General features: G+C 44.6%; 13 protein-coding genes. 6 read left to right on the forward strand and 7 right to left on the reverse strand.

Translation table 11 applies throughout. The annotated features are described in order from the left end of the window. Positions 1-23: 23 nt before the first annotated feature. Positions 24-191 (reverse strand): hypothetical protein, encoded by a 168-nt coding sequence (locus L4C35_RS15430; RefSeq protein ID WP_428463728.1) that lies wholly within the window; start codon positions 189-191, stop codon positions 24-26. 430 nt (positions 192-621) lie between these two features. Between L4C35_RS15430 and L4C35_RS15435 the strand changes: the two genes are divergently transcribed. After that, positions 622-2,682, forward strand: coding sequence for a TonB-dependent receptor (locus L4C35_RS15435; protein WP_428463729.1), 2,061 nt, complete (start codon positions 622-624; stop codon positions 2,680-2,682). Between the two features lie 114 nt (positions 2,683-2,796). Here the strand turns inward: L4C35_RS15435 and L4C35_RS15440 are convergent, their stop codons facing one another. Continuing rightward, a complete protein-coding gene (locus L4C35_RS15440; RefSeq protein WP_428463730.1) occupies positions 2,797-4,794 on the reverse strand; it encodes a methyl-accepting chemotaxis protein in 1,998 nt (665 codons plus the stop codon). A 551-nt stretch (positions 4,795-5,345) separates the two neighbouring features. On the opposite strand from L4C35_RS15440, the gene L4C35_RS15445 reads away from it, so the two are divergent. Next, complete coding sequence (locus tag L4C35_RS15445; protein ID WP_428463731.1) at positions 5,346-6,251, forward strand: chemotaxis protein; 906 nt, start codon at positions 5,346-5,348, stop codon at positions 6,249-6,251. A 162-nt stretch (positions 6,252-6,413) separates the two neighbouring features. Here L4C35_RS15445 and L4C35_RS15450 read toward each other — a convergent pair whose 3' ends face one another. Next, the gene (locus L4C35_RS15450; RefSeq protein ID WP_428463732.1) at positions 6,414-6,749 is read right to left on the reverse strand and encodes a zinc ribbon domain-containing protein YjdM; all 336 of its coding nucleotides are present in this window, start codon (positions 6,747-6,749) and stop codon (positions 6,414-6,416) included. Positions 6,750-6,958: 209 nt separating this feature from the next. Here L4C35_RS15450 and L4C35_RS15455 point away from each other — a divergent pair, with 209 nt between their 5' ends. Genes L4C35_RS15455 through L4C35_RS15470 form a run of 4 tightly spaced genes read left to right on the forward strand, consistent with a single transcriptional unit; the run spans position 6,959 to position 10,795 of the window. Then, positions 6,959-7,378 carry a hypothetical protein gene (locus tag L4C35_RS15455; RefSeq protein WP_428463733.1) on the forward strand — a complete coding sequence of 140 codons (420 nt, stop codon included), beginning with the start codon at positions 6,959-6,961 and terminating at the stop codon, positions 7,376-7,378. 56 nt (positions 7,379-7,434) lie between these two features. Further along, the gene (locus L4C35_RS15460) at positions 7,435-9,531 is read left to right on the forward strand and encodes a protein-disulfide reductase DsbD family protein (RefSeq protein ID WP_428463734.1); all 2,097 of its coding nucleotides are present in this window, start codon (positions 7,435-7,437) and stop codon (positions 9,529-9,531) included. Next, positions 9,528-10,055, forward strand: coding sequence for a protein disulfide oxidoreductase (locus L4C35_RS15465; RefSeq protein WP_428463735.1), 528 nt, complete (start codon positions 9,528-9,530; stop codon positions 10,053-10,055). The genes L4C35_RS15460 and L4C35_RS15465 overlap by 4 nt, the downstream gene beginning before the upstream one ends. A gap of 11 nt (positions 10,056-10,066) precedes the next feature. Then, entirely contained in the window at positions 10,067-10,795 is a 729-nt protein-coding gene (locus L4C35_RS15470) for a thioredoxin fold domain-containing protein (RefSeq protein ID WP_428463736.1), read from the forward strand. 195 nt (positions 10,796-10,990) lie between these two features. Here L4C35_RS15470 and hydA read toward each other — a convergent pair whose 3' ends face one another. From hydA to ygeW, 4 genes are all read right to left on the reverse strand, one after another. Continuing rightward, on the reverse strand, positions 10,991-12,448 hold the full coding sequence (hydA, locus tag L4C35_RS15475; RefSeq protein ID WP_428463737.1) for a dihydropyrimidinase: 1,458 nt from the start codon (positions 12,446-12,448) through the stop codon (positions 10,991-10,993). A 283-nt stretch (positions 12,449-12,731) separates the two neighbouring features. After that, entirely contained in the window at positions 12,732-13,943 is a 1,212-nt protein-coding gene (locus L4C35_RS15480) for a YgeY family selenium metabolism-linked hydrolase (protein ID WP_428463738.1), read from the reverse strand. 144 nt (positions 13,944-14,087) lie between these two features. Then, complete coding sequence (gene dpaL / locus L4C35_RS15485; RefSeq protein WP_428463739.1) at positions 14,088-15,290, reverse strand: diaminopropionate ammonia-lyase; 1,203 nt, start codon at positions 15,288-15,290, stop codon at positions 14,088-14,090. Between the two features lie 171 nt (positions 15,291-15,461). Beyond that, positions 15,462-16,649, reverse strand: coding sequence for a knotted carbamoyltransferase YgeW (gene ygeW, locus L4C35_RS15490; RefSeq protein ID WP_428463740.1), 1,188 nt, complete (start codon positions 16,647-16,649; stop codon positions 15,462-15,464). Positions 16,650-16,989 lie beyond the last annotated feature (340 nt).

The raw sequence follows: 16,989 nt of genomic DNA on the forward strand, positions 1-16,989 counted from the left end.
CGAATGCCCTCACTCACTTCAACTTATTTCGCCGAAACAGGAATACCCACTCCACGCTGTGCTGCACGAGGCATAACAAAGACTACTGGCGTCCACGCAGGGATCGTTAACACGTCACCGTCCGCTTTGGCACCTTTGGCTAAATCAGAATGGTGTAATGCCAGTATTGTGGAAATCGCCTCAGCGTACAAAATGTTGCGAAGTTCATATTTATTATAAGTATCAAATAGTAATCTACGCTCTTTTGATACAAAAAAGGCCGCAACGCGACCTTTTCTTACAGTAACTTGATGAAGATAACACTACGCAAAAATAGCAAATGGCGCAGCCATTGAAAGTACTAATGCAAAACCCAGAAAGTAAAAATAAACCGCTTTAAAACTCATATCTTCTCCTTGAAACTGACAGTACCATACTCAAATTATTAAGTGGCATTTTGAATGCAATATTATAGAAGCGACTAGTCTATTTCAATAAGAAGTATTTTATAAGCAACTTTCTAATCCTTTTTGCCATAAAAATGTATCTGAATGTAAATAACGTAAACGATAACGATTATCAATTCGTTACATGTAAGAATGCGCTCCCACTATGGACAGCCATTACGCATAACTAATAAATATGAAACTAAAATTACTTTCAGTGGCCATTGCAGCCACATTAGCTTCTACCGCAGCGCTTGCTGCTGATACGCAAAAAGAAGAGACCATCGTTGTAACGGGCTCAGCCCTTGACAGTCATATCCAAACGTCTATCGATGCTGACACGCTTGAACAGAAGCAAGCATCAGACATTAAAGATATTTTGAACACTATGCCAAGCGTAACAGTCGACGGTAATGCCCGTTACTCACGTAAAGTATTTGTACGTGGCATGGAAGACAAATACGCGGTAGTCACTATTGATGGTGCCCGCCAAGAAGGCCAGCTATTCCACCACACGGGCGATCAGACGATCGATCCAGAACTACTCAAAGTCGCTGAAATCGAGCTAGGTGCAAATTCAGCACTTAGCGGTTCAGGCGTGGTAAACGGTTCATTCCGTTACGAAACCAAAGATCCTGAAGATCTGCTTAAAGAGGGAGAGACTTTTGGTGCCCGCGTTAAAACAAGCTACCAAAGCGCTTACGAACGTAAAGGCGTGAACGTCTCTGTCTACACCAAAATTAACGATCAATGGCAATTCATGGGGATTGGTAACTGGTCTGAAGATGGCGAGCTTTACATTCCTGATCACGACGCTGTAACCTCAAAGCAAGGTACTCTGAAATCAGGTATGGCAAAAGTTGTCTTCATGCCTAATGATAACAACGAGCTCAAACTGAGTGTAAACCACTACCAAGATGGGGGTAAACGCCAACTATCAGGCGAGAAAAATGGTACGCTATACGCACACGATGAGCACAACTACAATGCCATTAGCCGCGATACCGTCACCTTCCAACACCACTATGATGCGGGTAGCGACTTAGTTAACCTTAAAACCCAGCTTTACTACAACCGCCAATATCTAAACCGCGACCAACAAATAGATTCACTATGGGATCGTGATAGTAACGGTAACTGGATTGAAGATGGCAAGGTGGACATACCTAAGCGTGAATACAATGTAACCACTGTAGGTGGCGATATTCGCAACATATCTTGGGTAGGCGAACACGAACTGACTTACGGTTACGAAGCTTACCATGCAAAACAGTGGATCGATGCGGATGACGGCAAGATCATCTCTGGTACGCGTAAAGGCCAAACACAAAAATACGGCATGGATGGCGGTACGGTTACGGCGCACAGCTTGTATATTCAAGATATGTTTGAATTCAACCAATTCCGTTTAACAACCGGTCTTCGCTACGATATTCACCAATTAGGTGGGGTATTTGATGGCAACTTCAGCCAACTGTCTCCGAAATTTAAAGGTGAATACCAAGCGACAGACAAGCTGAAATTCCGCATTGGCTACGGCCGTATCTTCAAAGGTGCATCACTACCTGAAGCGCTAACCATGAAGCCAGCCGAAAAAGTGAATCAGTCTGATACCAAAGCAATGACAGGTAACAACTACGAAGCTGGTTTCGATTACAGCTTAACGGAGTTGTTAGCGAGTGATAATGCCATTATTGGTTTCACGGGTTACCGCTACAATGTCGATAACCAAATGCACCCAACCAAGAACAACAGCACACTGTCGAACCAAAACGATGTGCAAGTTTGGGGTACAGAAACAGTCTTCACTTACAGCCTAAACGACTTTGATCTTTACGCTAACCACTCTTATTCAAAAGGCGAGCAAACGAACCTGAAAACAGGCGTAACAAGCCACATGAATAAGACAGGCATTCACAACTTCAAAGCGGGTGTGAAATACCACTTAGACCAAGATATCGTGTTTGGTTGGGACGCACGTTACGTTCCAAGCAACAGCTACACAGACAAAGACTTGGATAAGAAAGGTAACCTAGTTGAAGAGGAAATCGAACGTAAAGGCTTCTCTACGCACAACTTATGGGCGGCTTACAACCCATCGTTTGCGAAGGACCTAACGCTTAATCTTGCAGTCGATAACCTGTTTACCAAGAAATATGCTGAGCACACTGGCTTTGGTGTTTCTTGGGGCTCAGAGAAGTACACCAGCTACGAAGCAGGCCGTAACTTCAAAGCATCACTCGCGTACACCTTCTAATTCAGATGGGATTGATAAATACATCAGCCCCACAGTAAATAGTCATTTAGCGCATAAAAAAACGGCCCAACTAATGGGCCGTTTTCATTTAATCATACCAGCGTAATACCTAACTTAGGGCATTTTGAAAATTTGCGTTTTCGCGAGTAACTCAGCCATTTGGCTTTCAACGTCACGCATTTCTTTATTGATCTCACCTACCAGCGCACCTGACGCATTTGCAAGCTCTAATAGTTCATCAATATCGGCATCCACCAGTTTAGCTGTATCTGACTGCTGCTCGGTTGCTTGCGCTATATTGGCGTTGTGATGGCTAATGTCATCCACTAACGCGTGCAATTTATCAATTGATTGCTTGGTATCACTCACGACATCACGTGTTTTAAAACTAAACTCTTTGCTGTGCTGCATGTTCTCAAACGATGCTGTCGCATTGGTACAAATCTCGTCGAGTAAGCAACGAATATCTTCTGTCGATTGCTTACTACGACCAGCAAGTGTGCGTACTTCATCGGCAACAACCGCAAAGCCTCGACCTTGCTCACCTGCGCGGGCGGCTTCAATTGCGGCGTTCAGTGCTAACAAGTTCGTCTGTTCTGAAATCGCATTGATCGTATCGAGGATCACAGATACGTTTTGCGTTTGCTTCTCTAGCGCTTCAAGACGACTGTAGGTTTTATCAATATCTTCAATTAACTCGTTCACCGAATTAAATGAAGAATTACTTTGTTGGTTACTGGCTTCTGCATGGCTACGCGCATCATCCGCACTTTGTTGTGCTTCAACGGTCGTCGCCGCAACTTGAGTACTGGTTTGCGTCATTTCTGTCATCGCGGTAGCGATATTTTCACACCGACGCTGGGTACGCTCACTGGCACTACTTGCTTGCTCGGCAGACTGTGTCACCATTTGTAAGCTGGCTTGCGTGGTATTTGCTAGGGTATTCACCCCTTCAATAATTTTCGCCATGTCATGAATAAGCGTATCAACACTATGGCAAATCGCACCAATCTCATCATGATGTTCATCACCTAAGCGAATGGTCAAATCATTCTGGCTTGTCATTTGACCTAGCTTATTGGTTACCTCTTTGACACGACGCTTCATAATGCGCACGTAAATACTGGTCATCACAATAATCGGCAGTACGATCAAAAGTAGCCCTGCAATAATCATCAACTTCGCGTTTTGTGCTTGCTCTAGGTTTGTTGCTGAAATGTCCATTAACTGAGCACTAACCTGATCGCGGATGGCTTTCACCATTCCGATACGCTCTGTCGCTAACTTAAACCATGTCGTTGCCTGTGGTCCTTGGATCGCATTAAGGTTATCGCGTTGACTTAAAAATTGAGATTGAATTTGATCAACCTGTTGCCATACAGCGGCATGTTTTGCCTCTGATAGAGCCGTTAGGTTGTCACCTTCAAACAACAGTTCCGCCTGACGTAAAGCATAATCGCCCTGCACCAAATAATTGCTGATTTGACCATAACGCATCGCGTCAGTTTTACCTGCTGCAAACACACCATTCAATGCGCCGCGTGATTTACCCGCCTCTTCTTTAATGATTAATAAAGACAGTAAACCGATACTGCTACGTTTAATTGCAGCATCATCTAACTGTGAAATCACCAAACGAACATTATCAATGGCGAGCTGATTAAGATTTGAATAATACGCAAAAGGGGAATCTTTAATATTCAGCTGATCGACTTGACTACGAATTGATGATTTACGGCTGAGTTCTAATAACACATCACGACCGATAGCCGTCACGTCACTCGGCACCAAATATTGTGGTTGAAAGTTTCGTAGGGCCTGCTCTGCTGCATCGGCCTTCAACCTTTGCTTTTGTAATTGCGCAACTTGAGCGCCTTTACCCTTGTTTGCTAATACGCCAGCGGTTAGACCTCGCTCCACAGCATAGTTATGCGCCACATCATCGTACAAAGTGATTAGTGTGATCGCTTCACGCGTTACAGCTGCGTTATAACTTTTCGTCTGCGCCAGTAAAAATTGATTCGCCAATAGTACCAACACAATAAAAAGTGGGATCCCAGAAATCAAAACCAAAGCCTGGCTTAACCGGATAGATGCCAACTTTTTCAACATGAATCATCCTTTTGTATTCATACATGCTCACATAGATGAGCAAATAATATATATAAGCTCATATTGTCAGATAAATATTCATATAGCGCGTGTGATCTACATCAAAGATAAGAGAAAAGAATGAAACATATTTGTCAAAAGCAAGAGGTTAATGTGTTAAGTGTCAGTTAGTTGACCCAATGCCATTTTATTGACAAGAAAAGGTACTACCAAAGTGTTAGTTATTTAATTTAACTGCTTAATCTTTCCATTATTTAAAGCCATGCTGAAATACACTCGTGACATAACATGACGCAAGTTACTCGAAAAAAGAGTGGTAAGTACTTTCGCATCGAATAACGAATTTAAACGTTCGCTTTTATGATCTATTTAAAGGCACAGACTCTTTAGATTAAGGCAAAATATTATTTGGTGATTTACAGTCAATAATAAATTGTCATCTCATAAAGTATCATCAGATTAATCACTTACCTTTTTTTCTCTACTTACAACACGTTGCAAAGTAGATTATCATTAGGTATTGGGAACGTTTCAGCATTCGAGGTAAAAGAATGAAAAGCAAGGCGAGTCAATCACAGGGATTACTTCTGTTTCGTTTATCACAAGCGCAGATGTTTGCGATGGGTACACTGAAAGTACAAGAGATTGTTCCTTTTACCTCTTTCACTGCAATGCCCTACTCTCAGCAACATGTCCTTGGTGCAGTCTGTATTCGTGGTATGACAATGCCGCTGATCGACATGCCCTCAGCGATTGGTTATCGCCCAATCAGCCGTGAAGAATTTGCCAATTGCAGTATTATTATTACCGATTGTAGCCGTACGACGGTAGGCTTCTTGGTGCGTGGTATTGATAAGATCACCGCATGTGACTGGCAAGCTATTGCGCCACCACCAGAGACACTTGGCAACAATACCTATGTCACTGGGATCACGAAAGTTGAAGACCATTTAGTGCAGCTACTGGATGTTGAGTTAATTCTGTCGCACTTAAACCCCGATGACCCAAGTACCTTGTACCCAACGTTAACGGATATTGATCGCGAAAAGCTTAAACCTATGCGCATTCTGTTAGTTGATGATTCAGGTGTGGCTCGTCGACAACTGTGTAACGCACTCGACAGTATTAATATTCCATACTTTGTTGCCACCAACGGTAACGATGCTCTCGACATCATGCAAAAATCAGCGCAAGCAGGTCACGCGGTTGATATTTTGGTGAGTGATATTGAGATGCCTGGGCTTGATGGCTATGAGCTTGCTTTTGAAGTCCAAAACACACCGCATTTAGCGCATACCTACATGATTTTGCATACCTCGCTATCAAGCGAGATCTGTGTAGAGCGAGCCCTTCAAGTGGGCGCGCATGAAGCCTTAACCAAGTTTGAAGCCAATGAGCTGGTACACGCCATGTTACGTGGCGCTAAAAAACGCCGAGAGGCAACGGCAACCGTATAATATTCAGAGCACAAACATCAAATAAGCCAAACTAGCTAGGCAGCTAACAGATTGACTGATGACTGATGACTGATGACTGATGACTAATAGTAAAAAGCCCGAATTACACTGTAAATTCGGGCTTTTTTATCTTCATCGTGGCCTGTTATTTAGCGGCTGCGTTTAAGACGCTTTCTTCACAAACTTCGCTGTTACCATCATTTCACCAGCACCATCCAGTTTACAATCTAGCTGATGATCCTTCCCTTCGACGATGCGTCGGATAACGCCTTTAGTGCCAATTTTAAGCACCAAAGAACTGCCTTTCACTTTTAAATCTTTGGCTAGCGTTATCTTATCGCCTTCTTGCAACTGTGTACCATTGGCGTCTTTTTCTGTTGGCGCTTCATCCAGTACTTCAGAAGGGTTCCATTCGTAAGCACATTCGGGGCAGATCAAATCCTGTTGATCTTGATAAACATATTCAGAGTTACATTTGGGGCAAGGCGGTAAAGACATATATTGCTACTTATTCAAATTAACCTGTCGTGTATGGTAACGGTGCGCTTTAGGTAGCGTCTAGTGCAAAGCGCCATATCCTTAAAAATCTAATCAACAAATTCTAAGCCCCGCGATTTACCGCCCATTTCAAAAAACTTTGAACTTTATCATTTTGCTTTAGTCGTACTGACTACGTTTTCCATCACATGTACATCTGCAGCTTAGATATGCTCTCACGTCGAAACCAACACAAGCTCACTCGCAGCGCACTATTCTTAGTGGGTTGGGTTATCTGTGTCTGTCTCGCCAGCAACATGAGCCTTCTTCAAGTCTGCAAAGTGGTTTACGCCAACAGTGATTCTGCGATTTCCGCTGTCGCGCAAGTAAGCAAAACCGATGGTAGCGATACCATTAATAAAGCCACTCAGCCCGAAGATGAGTCATCCCGTGACAAATGTGATCTCTCAGAACACCTTATAAATTTTGATCACCACCAAATAAACGATCAAGCCATTTTTATGTACTTCGTGCTGCTCGCAATCGTGTTGTGGCTGCTCAGTACCGTCCCTTATTTCCCGCCATTCACTGAGCCAATCCTTCATAAAGGTCGGCGAATCCATCTCAAGATTTGTGTCTTTAGAGAATGAGAATAAGAGCGTTTAACTAACACTCATATTATTCATTTTTTAAGGAAAAATTAGACATGCCTAAAAGCAAAATGTCATTGCACTTTGTTGTGCTTTGGCTATTCGTTGCGCTGTGTTCAGTATTCACTGTAAACGCCAGTGCGAGCGAATCGACAGCACCTGTCACAACAGGTTGGATGCAAGACAAGTTACACCCGTATGTAGAAACGCGCTTTGTCATGACTGGACAAGTTAATGAAAAAGACAAAACTGCAGCTGGGTATCTCGAAGTGAATCTTTCCGATGAATGGAAAACCTATTGGAGAAGCCCTGGCGAAGGTGGCATTGCGCCGAAAATGAAATGGGCGGACTCTAAGAACATATCGCAACTGCAATGGTTCTGGAAATTTCCACAGCGTTTTAATTTACTCGGCATAGATACGCTGGGCTACAAACATAACATCATCTTTCCGATGAATATTCATATCGACGACATGAACAAACCCGTTGAGCTTCATGCGGTGCTCACCATGTCTTCATGTACCACAATATGTATTCTTACGGATTTTGATATCAACTTGGTCTTTAATCCAAGTGAAATGACCGTGAATCAAGACGCGATGTTGGTCTATGCCAAAGCAATGAGCGAAGTTCCCAAAGACTCACCGCTTGTTAAAGGGGTATCGACCACTTGGGATGCTCGCAAATCACAGCTCCAAGTTATTGCTACCCATCAACTCGGCTGGACTGCACCTGATGTGATCGTAGATGGCGAGTCAGACGAAATGCAAGACGCCGACTTTGGCGTTCCTCGCATCAAAATCGAGGGCAACAAAGCCATTGCAACCTATGACGTCAGTAGCTGGATGGGCACGCCTGATCTGAACAACCAACACATCCGCGTAAGCATCAAAGACCAAGCCTTCATCACGGAATACCCCGCCACGATTACCAACGGCATCGTGGGTAATAGCTCTATGATAAGCATGGTGCTGTTGGCGCTATTAGGTGGGCTGATCCTCAACATTATGCCTTGTGTCTTCCCTGTACTCGGCATGAAGCTAAGTGGGGTTATTTCTGCTCAAGGCATGGCAAGAAAACAAGTGCGGTTTCAGTTTCTGGCATCAGCTAGTGGCATCCTCACATCCTTCTGGCTAATCGCGACATTCTTGGCTGTGTTAAAAGTGTCAGGCAGTGTTATTGGCTGGGGCATTCAATTCCAAAGCGGCTGGTTTATTGGTGGGATGTTTATCATTACCGCCCTATTTAGCGCAAACATGCTCGGCCTTTTCGAGATCCGCCTTTCGTCGAATACCAATACTTGGATGGCTACTAAGGGGGACAATAGTTATGTCGGGCACTTTACACAAGGTATGTTCGCCACGCTATTGGCTACGCCATGTTCCGCCCCATTTCTTGGCACAGCGGTCGCCTTTGCACTTGCGACGAGCATCCCCGCAATGTTTGGGATTTTCACTGCCCTTGCAGTTGGTATGGCACTGCCATGGATTATTGTGGCTGCATTCCCATCAATTGCTTTAGCGCTACCAAAGCCAGGGGCATGGATGAACCGTGTCAAATATCTATTCGGCGCAATGATGTTGATCACCAGTATTTGGCTCTTTAGTCTGCTTCGGCCTCACATCCCTCCATTCTGGCTGTACGCCATATTCGCAGTCAGTGTTGGCCTATTCCTTATAAGGCTTATTCAAGTACATGGCATCAAGACGGCGAGCGCCGTTGCCCTGCTGCTGGTCACTGTTATATCTGCATCGTTATTTTTTGAGAAAACGACCTCAAAAATACTGCCACCAGAGCCAAAGTGGGAAGCCTTGTCGACAGCGGCCATTAACGAGCATGTCGCTAAGGGTGACGTGGTTTTTGTTGATGTCACCGCTGATTGGTGTGTGACCTGTAAAGCGAACAAGATTGGCGTTCTCTTGCAAGACCCCGTCTATAGCGCACTGACTGAAGGTGATGTGGTGCCAATGGAAGGTGATTGGACAACCCCGAGTGCTACCGTCACTTCATACCTACAAGATCACAATCGATTCGGGGTGCCGTTCAATATGGTTTACGGCAAAGGTGCACCAGAAGGTATCGAGCTACCTGTAATTTTAACCAGTAACGCGGTAATGGATGCCATCGAGAAGGCGCGAGGTGATGACGAATGATTAGCGCAAAATCTAAAGCTCCCCGTCAAACCCAAAAGCACAAGGTGACATCAACATTGCTCTATAGCGTGTTTGCACTGGTGGCAGTTTTTGGGGTTGATGACTGGCGGACCAAAGATATTCCAATGCATCACGTTCCGCCAATAGTGGGCGTGTCGCTATCTGGCGAACCTATCGATGTCATCGAGATGAGCAGGAAAGAACCTGTATTAGTTTACTTTTGGACGACATGGTGTGTGGCCTGCAAATTCGTCACGCCTGTTGTTGATTGGCTTTCATCAAGCTATCCCGTTGTTGGTGTATCCCTGACTTCAGGCAAAGATGAAAGGGTCAAACGTTACATGGATGCGAAAGCGTATAGCTACAACAACATTAATGATACTCAAGGCAACATTGCCCGCGATTGGGGGATCTCAGTAACGCCAACGCTCATTGTTATCAATGACGGAAAAGTAACGAGCGTTACTTCAGGCATGACAACACCAATGGGTATCGCTGCCCGATTATGGCTCGCTAAATATTAATGGACGCAAACATGAAATTCATAACAAAAATCATCATCACTTTATTCGCAACAGTGGCTTTCACGCCCGTCAGTTACGCCATGACAAACCAAGAAAAGATTGCCGAGATAACGCAAATGTTAGAAACCCATCAAGGGATCATTAGTTCGGTGCACGACAGCTTAGCTTCCTATATAGATCAACAAAACGGCTTTGAGAAAGCATTGGCCGAAAGCCATGATTTTATCTATAACAACCCAAACCACCCTTGGTATGGCTCCAATAATCCAACACTTACCATTGTAAACATGACAGACTTTAGTTGCCCATGGTGTAAAAAGTTAGATCCTGTGCTTCGCAAAATAGTCGATGACTTTCCAAATGAAATCAAAGTGATCAATATCTATATCGCTCTAAAGGAAAGAGATACGTTACCCAACTCTGCCACTTTTGGGCTTAACGTATGGAACAATGACAAGCTAAAATACAAAGCTGTTGAAGAAATGTTGATCAGTAAACCGGGGATCCACAACACACGTTCGATCATGAAAGTGGCGAAGAAGAACAAAGCCACCGACTACGTCGCTCCAAATAACGAAGTGACTAAAGAAGTTGCTGAAAACTACAACCTGTTTTCTAAATTAGGTATTCGAGGTACACCAGCAATGCTCATTGATGGCGCATTGTTACCAGGTTACCTACCATACGACCAGCTCTACCCCATCGTTAAAGCGAAGTTAGAAGAGAAAAAAGGAAAGTAGAAACCTTAGTTTCAACTTTGAAGTGCGACAACTGCGTTAATTTTTCATTAATAAAACAAGCCCTATGTTGCTAGGGCTTGTTTTTATTAAAGCTAAGTTAGCAGGTTGAACACAAACAGAGAAAGTGGCAACTTGACTATATAGATAATAAAAAACCGTGGTATGCCCCCAAAAAGTCACCGATTTCCGTGCACGTTAGAGAACATTCGCATCAAATGCCTTGCGCGGGATAAATCGACCATTCCCTGCTTTACCTGTAAATTCTCGATTGCGTGCAACCACCTCGCCTCGACTGATGGTCATTACTGGCCAACCTTGGGTTGGGATATTCTCAAACGGGGTGTAATCGGCGTTGTCGTGCAATAAATCGTGACTAATCGTGACATTCTGCTGCGGGTCAAACAGCACAAAATCAGCATCCGACCCCACCTGTAATGCCCCTTTTTGAGGATAAAGGCCAAACAGTTTGGCTGGAAGATAACTGGTTAATTCAACAAAGCGGCGTGGACTAAAGCGTCCTTTCATCACACCTTCCGAAAACATCAGTGGCATTCGGGTTTCAACACCAGGCATGCCATTTGGACATGCACTAAAGTTGTCTTTGCCGCGCTGTTTCTGCTCGTGGTAGGTGAATGAACAATGATCGGTTGCTACGGTATCAATACTCCCATCCACTAGCCCTGCCCACAGCTTTTCTCGCTCAGCGGCAGGCCGTAATGGCGGACTCAGAATGTATTTCAGCGCATCTTCTTTTTCATAGCAACTATCGTCAAGCATCAGATATTGCGGGCAGGTTTCAACCCATACTGGTTGATGATTGTTACGCGCAAGACGCGCATAATCCAAGCCCAAGCCATTAGAAAGGTGAACAATATACAACGGCGCATCACCCGCTAACTTGGCGAGATTGATCATTCTAGCGATAGCTTCTGCTTCACATTCAAGCGGGCGGCTTATCGCATGGTATTTAGGTTGGGTTTTACCTTGCTCAAGCAACTGTGTTCGCCGCAAGGCAATCGCAGCATCGTTCTCAGGATGGACGGTTGCCAACGCCCCCACTTGTTTAAGCTGCATCAGTGCCTTTAACACCTCGGCATCATCAAGCTTATAGCCGTAAGTAAGATATAGCTTGAAGCTGGATATCCCTTCTTCTTCAACCATAGATGCCATTTCAGCGAGAATATCGTCATTAACGTGCTGAATAACGCCGTGAAAACTGTAATCAATTGCTGCCGTATCCTTGGCATACGCTTGGTATACATTAAGCTGATGATGGAGACTGCATCCTTTAGGGCCAAATCCCATATGATCGATGACCATAGTGGTACCGCCACAAGCGGCTGAACGAGTGCCAGAAAGAAAATCATCACAACTACGAGCGATACCGACATCGATATTAAAGTGGGTATGGACATCAATACCGCCAGGCATCACATATAAACCCGTCGCTTCAATAATTTCACATGACTCAGGAATAGTATGAATTTCTGGGGCTATTTCAGCGATTTTACCGTCAATGATAAGAATATCGGCTTTTTGCTCTTGCCTATGATCAACCACGATCCCTTGGCGAAGCAGCATTGCCCTTGGTTGGCACTGACGAAAACTGTCCGATTGGCGTTGTGATGTTTTTTCCGAAGCCGCTGAAAACATAGTCTCTTCCTTCGATTTACTCTTTGTCGCGGTCAATTAAAGTAGTGGTCAATTAAAATAGAGGTCAACTAAAATTGGCCTTACCGCAAACCCAATTAAGCCTTGGTTCACGTTACTCTTTCTTTTGTCCGTTAAAACGTCGACTCGCATTAATAGACAAAAGAAACAGAAAACATCCGCGTTACAGACAAGAAATCCACCCTAGGTGAGATGTTACCAACGCCCCCAGGATGGAAAGGAGGAATAAGCAGAGCTTGATATCCTCCTTCTGTCGTTACAAAAACTATTTTTTAAGTTCACTCAAGTACATCTGAGGGATAACAGCGTACATAGCTGCACAAGTGACTAAGTGATCTTTCCACGTTTTCTCGTTTGGCGCGTGAGCTTCAGGCTCTTTACCAGGGCCAAAGCCAATCACAGGAATACCATAGCGACCCATGATAGAAACGCCGTTAGTCGAGAAGGTCCACTTATCTACGGTTGGTTTTTTGTCGAACAGTAACTCGTAAGAAGCTTCGAGTGTCTTGGTCGCAACATGCTCTTCATCAATCACCCAAGCAGGGAAATAACATTCTGTTGGATAAACTAAACCAGTGTAGGCTGGGCGGTCGTAGTCGTACATAGAGACTTTACCACCGAATTTCTTAACAGAGTCCAGCTCTTCGATTTCTTTGATCGCACCTTCCCATGTTTCACCCCAAGTCAAACGACGGTCAATCGAAATTGCACAGCTATCGGCAACCGCACAGCGGCTTGGTGAGGTGTAGAACACTTCAGATACGGTCAATGTACCTTTGCCTAGGAATGGGTCATCGCCAAGGTTGGCAGATAGTTTCTCGATGTCGTTGAGCATATGGCCCATCTTAAAGATGGCGTTGTCACCACGTTCTGGTGCAGAGCCATGACAGCTCACACCTGCAACATCAACTCGGATTTCCATACGGCCACGTTGGCCACGATAAATCTGACAATCTGTTGGTTCGGTTGATACCACAAATTCAGGGCGGATATTGCTTTCTTGAATGATGTACTGCCAGCAAAGACCGTCACAGTCTTCTTCTTGAACCGTACCTGTCACAAGCAAGGTATATTCGTCTTCCAAGCCAAGATCTTTGATTATCTTACCGGCGTAAACCATTGACGCCATACCACCCTCTTGATCCGATGCACCACGACCACCGATCACTTCGTCATCTTCCATACCTTCGTATGGGTCGAAGTTCCAGTTATCCATGTTACCGATACCCACGGTATCGATGTGTGCATCCATAGCAATGAGATGAGGACCATGACCAATCCAACCGAGTACGTTACCCATAGGGTCGATTTCAACCTTGTCAAAACCGACTTTTTCCATCTCTTCTTTAATGCGTAAAACGACTTTTTCTTCGTTACAACTTTCACTTGGAATCGCAATCATGTCACGAAGGAAGCGAGTCATATCTGCTTTGTATTCTTGGGCTTTGTCCAGTACTTGAGTGAATGGAATATTCATTATAATTCTCCTTGAACCGAGCGGTGGTCATCACACTCGGTATGATCGATTTTCACGGCATCCTGCCTTTTTGATGACGCTGACACGACGCTAAATTTGAAATTTGGGTTTATCAATTTTTAATCATTCGCTAACGAGCAAAACTCAAACCGTTTGATGCTTACCGCCCCATACCACTTCACGATAATGGACAGGATCGGTATCGCCTTCGGTATTAATTAGGAGCACCACTGAGTCTTTATTGAGGCCGAGTTTCGCCATCAATTGTTCTTTTTCTGGGTGAAAGTGCACAGCAGCAAGCAAGCCAGCACCGACGGCGCCTGACTCACCAGAAACAATCCTTGGATCGCTACCTAGTGGGTTGCCGAGTACGCGCATCCCGAGTGCCGCAACACTGTCTTGGCAAGAAACAAACTGGGTAGAACAATCACGAAGTACTGGCCAACCAATAGGGTTAGGTTCACCGCAGGCCAGGCCGACCATGATGGTGGCAAGATCGCCATCAACATTGACCATTTCACCCTTCTCGCTGATACCAGAACGGTAGATACAGTCAGCGTTATCTGGCTCAACAACAACTGAATGCAATTTATCTGGGCCATACTGATCACACAGGTAACCAAGCACACCACCAGCCATCGCACCAACACCGGCTTGAAGGAAAACATGCGTCGGACGTTCTACAGCCATGGCTGTCATTTGATCAACCGCTTCTGCCGCCATGGTGGTGTAACCTTGCATGATCCAAGTAGGAATTTCGGTATACCCTTCCCATGCTGTGTCTTGTACCACTTTCCAGCCGTTTTCATTCGCTGTTTTAATGGCAAGGCGCACGGTATCGTCATAATTCATGTCGGTGACAATACATTCAGCGCCCAACGCTCTGATATTATTCACTCGCTCATCTGCCGCGCCTTTTGGCATGTACACAACAGCATTCTGACCGAGTTTATTGGCTGCCCACGCGACACCACGACCATGGTTACCGTCGGTTGCCGTTGCAAAAGTCATTTTTTCTGTAATATCGTTTTTTAATTTAGCGAAATCAAAAGCATTGATATCGAGCTTGAACTCATCACACAGTAGACGGGCAATGGCATAAGCCCCACCCAGCATTTTGAAAGCACTCAAATCGAAGCGGTAGGCTTCATCTTTAACTAATATTTTCCCAACACCAATGACGTTTGCTAGGCAGTCAAGAGAATGTAGTGGTGTGGGTTGGTATCCTTCCACCGCTTGATGGAATGCACGGGCTTTTTCCGCCTCGATGGCGGTGAATAGTGGAGAAAGCTGACCGTTATAGTGGCGGTTATCGGCGATCTCCATTTTTAGAGTGAACGTAGACACGACCATACCTCATAAAAATAAGAGAAAGAAAAGGCGGGGTTATTCAAAAACCTAAGGGATTATCCCCGCGAGTAGACTTGCATAAGACAAACAGTTTGATTAGGTATTTCCCTGCCTAACAAACACCTAAAAAGTATTGCTAGGCAGGTGAAGGTTCGTGGTGCGACTGTGTTATTTAACACGCTTCTTCGCATCATCCAGCAGTTCTTGTAGGATAAGTCCTGGCTCTTGGTATTTACGGTTCATGATCATTGCCGCAATCACATATGGCTTCCAGCTGGCTTCCTTATAAGTTTCAATACGGTACTTATCAAATACCGACTCTTCCACTTCGCCTGCTTCACAAGACACGCCCGTAATATCGGCAGGTAAACAGTGCATGTACAATGCTTCACCCGCTTTGGTTAGCTTCATCATTTCTTCGGTACAGTGCCAATCTTTATGGTTAGCATTCTGTGCCAGACATTCTTGTTCCAGTGCTTTCAAGCCATCATGATCGTTCGCGCGTAACAACTCTGTACGACGCCCCATCACTTGGTAAGGCGCCCAAGATTTTGGATACACGATATCAGCATCTTTAAATGCTTCTTCCATGCTGGCTACTTGCGTGAAACTACCGCCAGATGCAGCCGCATTTTTGCGTGCTTCTGCAACCACTTCAGGGATAAGGTCATAACCTTCAGGGTGCGCTAGCGTCACGTCCATACCAAAGCGAGTCATCAGGCCGATAATGCCCTGAGGTACTGACAATGGTTTACCGTAGCTTGGCGAGTAAGCCCAAGTCATCGCGATTTTCTTGCCTTTCAGTTCTTCTAAGCTGCCGAAGTGTTCTTCCAACCATGCCAAATCAGCCATAGACTGGGTTGGGTGGTCGATATCGCACTGTAGGTTAACCAGTGCAGGACGATGAGGTAACACACCTTCTTTGACGCCATCATCTAATGCAGCACCCACCTCACGCATGTAGGCATTACCCGCACCTAAATACATGTCATCACGAATGCCGATAGCATCAGCACAGAAAGAGATCATATTGGCGGTTTCACGCACGGTTTCACCATGGGCGATTTGAGATTTACCTTCATCCAAATCTTGCTGAGCAAGCCCTAGCATGTTGATCGCTGATGCATATGAGAAACGGGTACGCGTTGAGTTATCGCGGAAGAGAGAAATGCCAAGACCATTGTTAAACACGTTAGTTGAAATATTTTCCTGACGCATAGCTTTTAGTACTTGGGCTGTTTTCAGTACACGCTCAAGCTCTTCCGGGGTTTGCTCCCACGTCAATAAAAAGTCTTTGTCGTGTAATTCAGATTTTAGCTCATTAATTTCCTTGATCAGTTCATTGATGCTCTTCATATTTTCCTTCCCGGTTTTAATTGTTATGCGTCCCTGACAATACTTCTCATCACAGGGCTGTCGCTTAATAGATAGTGACCCTAGAATGTTCAATAATAAAATACGGTTAATACATGTAGATAATTCAGAACTTGACTAAGTAACAATCAACAATTGTGCCAATATTAATTCCCACCAAGATTATTTATAAATAACCTTTCCCTCCCCATAGATACTGGGGCGTGAGAGGCATTAAGTGCTCTGTTATAAAAAAGGAAAGTTAAATGGCATAAAAACTATCAAAGATGTATCAGCCCTTTACGCCAAAATGATAGTGATAAGAGCGATGGAATATCATTTT

The organism is Photobacterium kagoshimensis (assembly GCF_050337045.1).
In the GTDB taxonomy this organism is placed as follows: Bacteria; Pseudomonadota; Gammaproteobacteria; order Enterobacterales; family Vibrionaceae; genus Photobacterium; species Photobacterium kagoshimensis.

Bases quoted from the DNA above. Each gene is read 5' to 3' on its own strand.
- L4C35_RS15435 (WP_428463729.1), top strand. From the start codon at position 622: ATGAAACTAAAATTACTTTCAGTGGCCATTGCAGCCACATTAGCTTCT.
- L4C35_RS15440 (WP_428463730.1), bottom strand. From the start codon at position 4,794: ATGTTGAAAAAGTTGGCATCTATCCGGTTAAGCCAGGCTTTGGTTTTG.
- L4C35_RS15445 (WP_428463731.1), top strand. From the start codon at position 5,346: ATGAAAAGCAAGGCGAGTCAATCACAGGGATTACTTCTGTTTCGTTTA.
- L4C35_RS15450 (WP_428463732.1), bottom strand. From the start codon at position 6,749: ATGTCTTTACCGCCTTGCCCCAAATGTAACTCTGAATATGTTTATCAA.
- L4C35_RS15455 (WP_428463733.1), top strand. From the start codon at position 6,959: ATGCTCTCACGTCGAAACCAACACAAGCTCACTCGCAGCGCACTATTC.
- L4C35_RS15460 (WP_428463734.1), top strand. From the start codon at position 7,435: ATGCCTAAAAGCAAAATGTCATTGCACTTTGTTGTGCTTTGGCTATTC.
- L4C35_RS15465 (WP_428463735.1), top strand. From the start codon at position 9,528: ATGATTAGCGCAAAATCTAAAGCTCCCCGTCAAACCCAAAAGCACAAG.
- L4C35_RS15470 (WP_428463736.1), top strand. From the start codon at position 10,067: ATGAAATTCATAACAAAAATCATCATCACTTTATTCGCAACAGTGGCT.
- hydA (WP_428463737.1), bottom strand. From the start codon at position 12,448: ATGTTTTCAGCGGCTTCGGAAAAAACATCACAACGCCAATCGGACAGT.
- L4C35_RS15480 (WP_428463738.1), bottom strand. From the start codon at position 13,943: ATGAATATTCCATTCACTCAAGTACTGGACAAAGCCCAAGAATACAAA.
- ygeW (WP_428463740.1), bottom strand. From the start codon at position 16,649: ATGAAGAGCATCAATGAACTGATCAAGGAAATTAATGAGCTAAAATCT.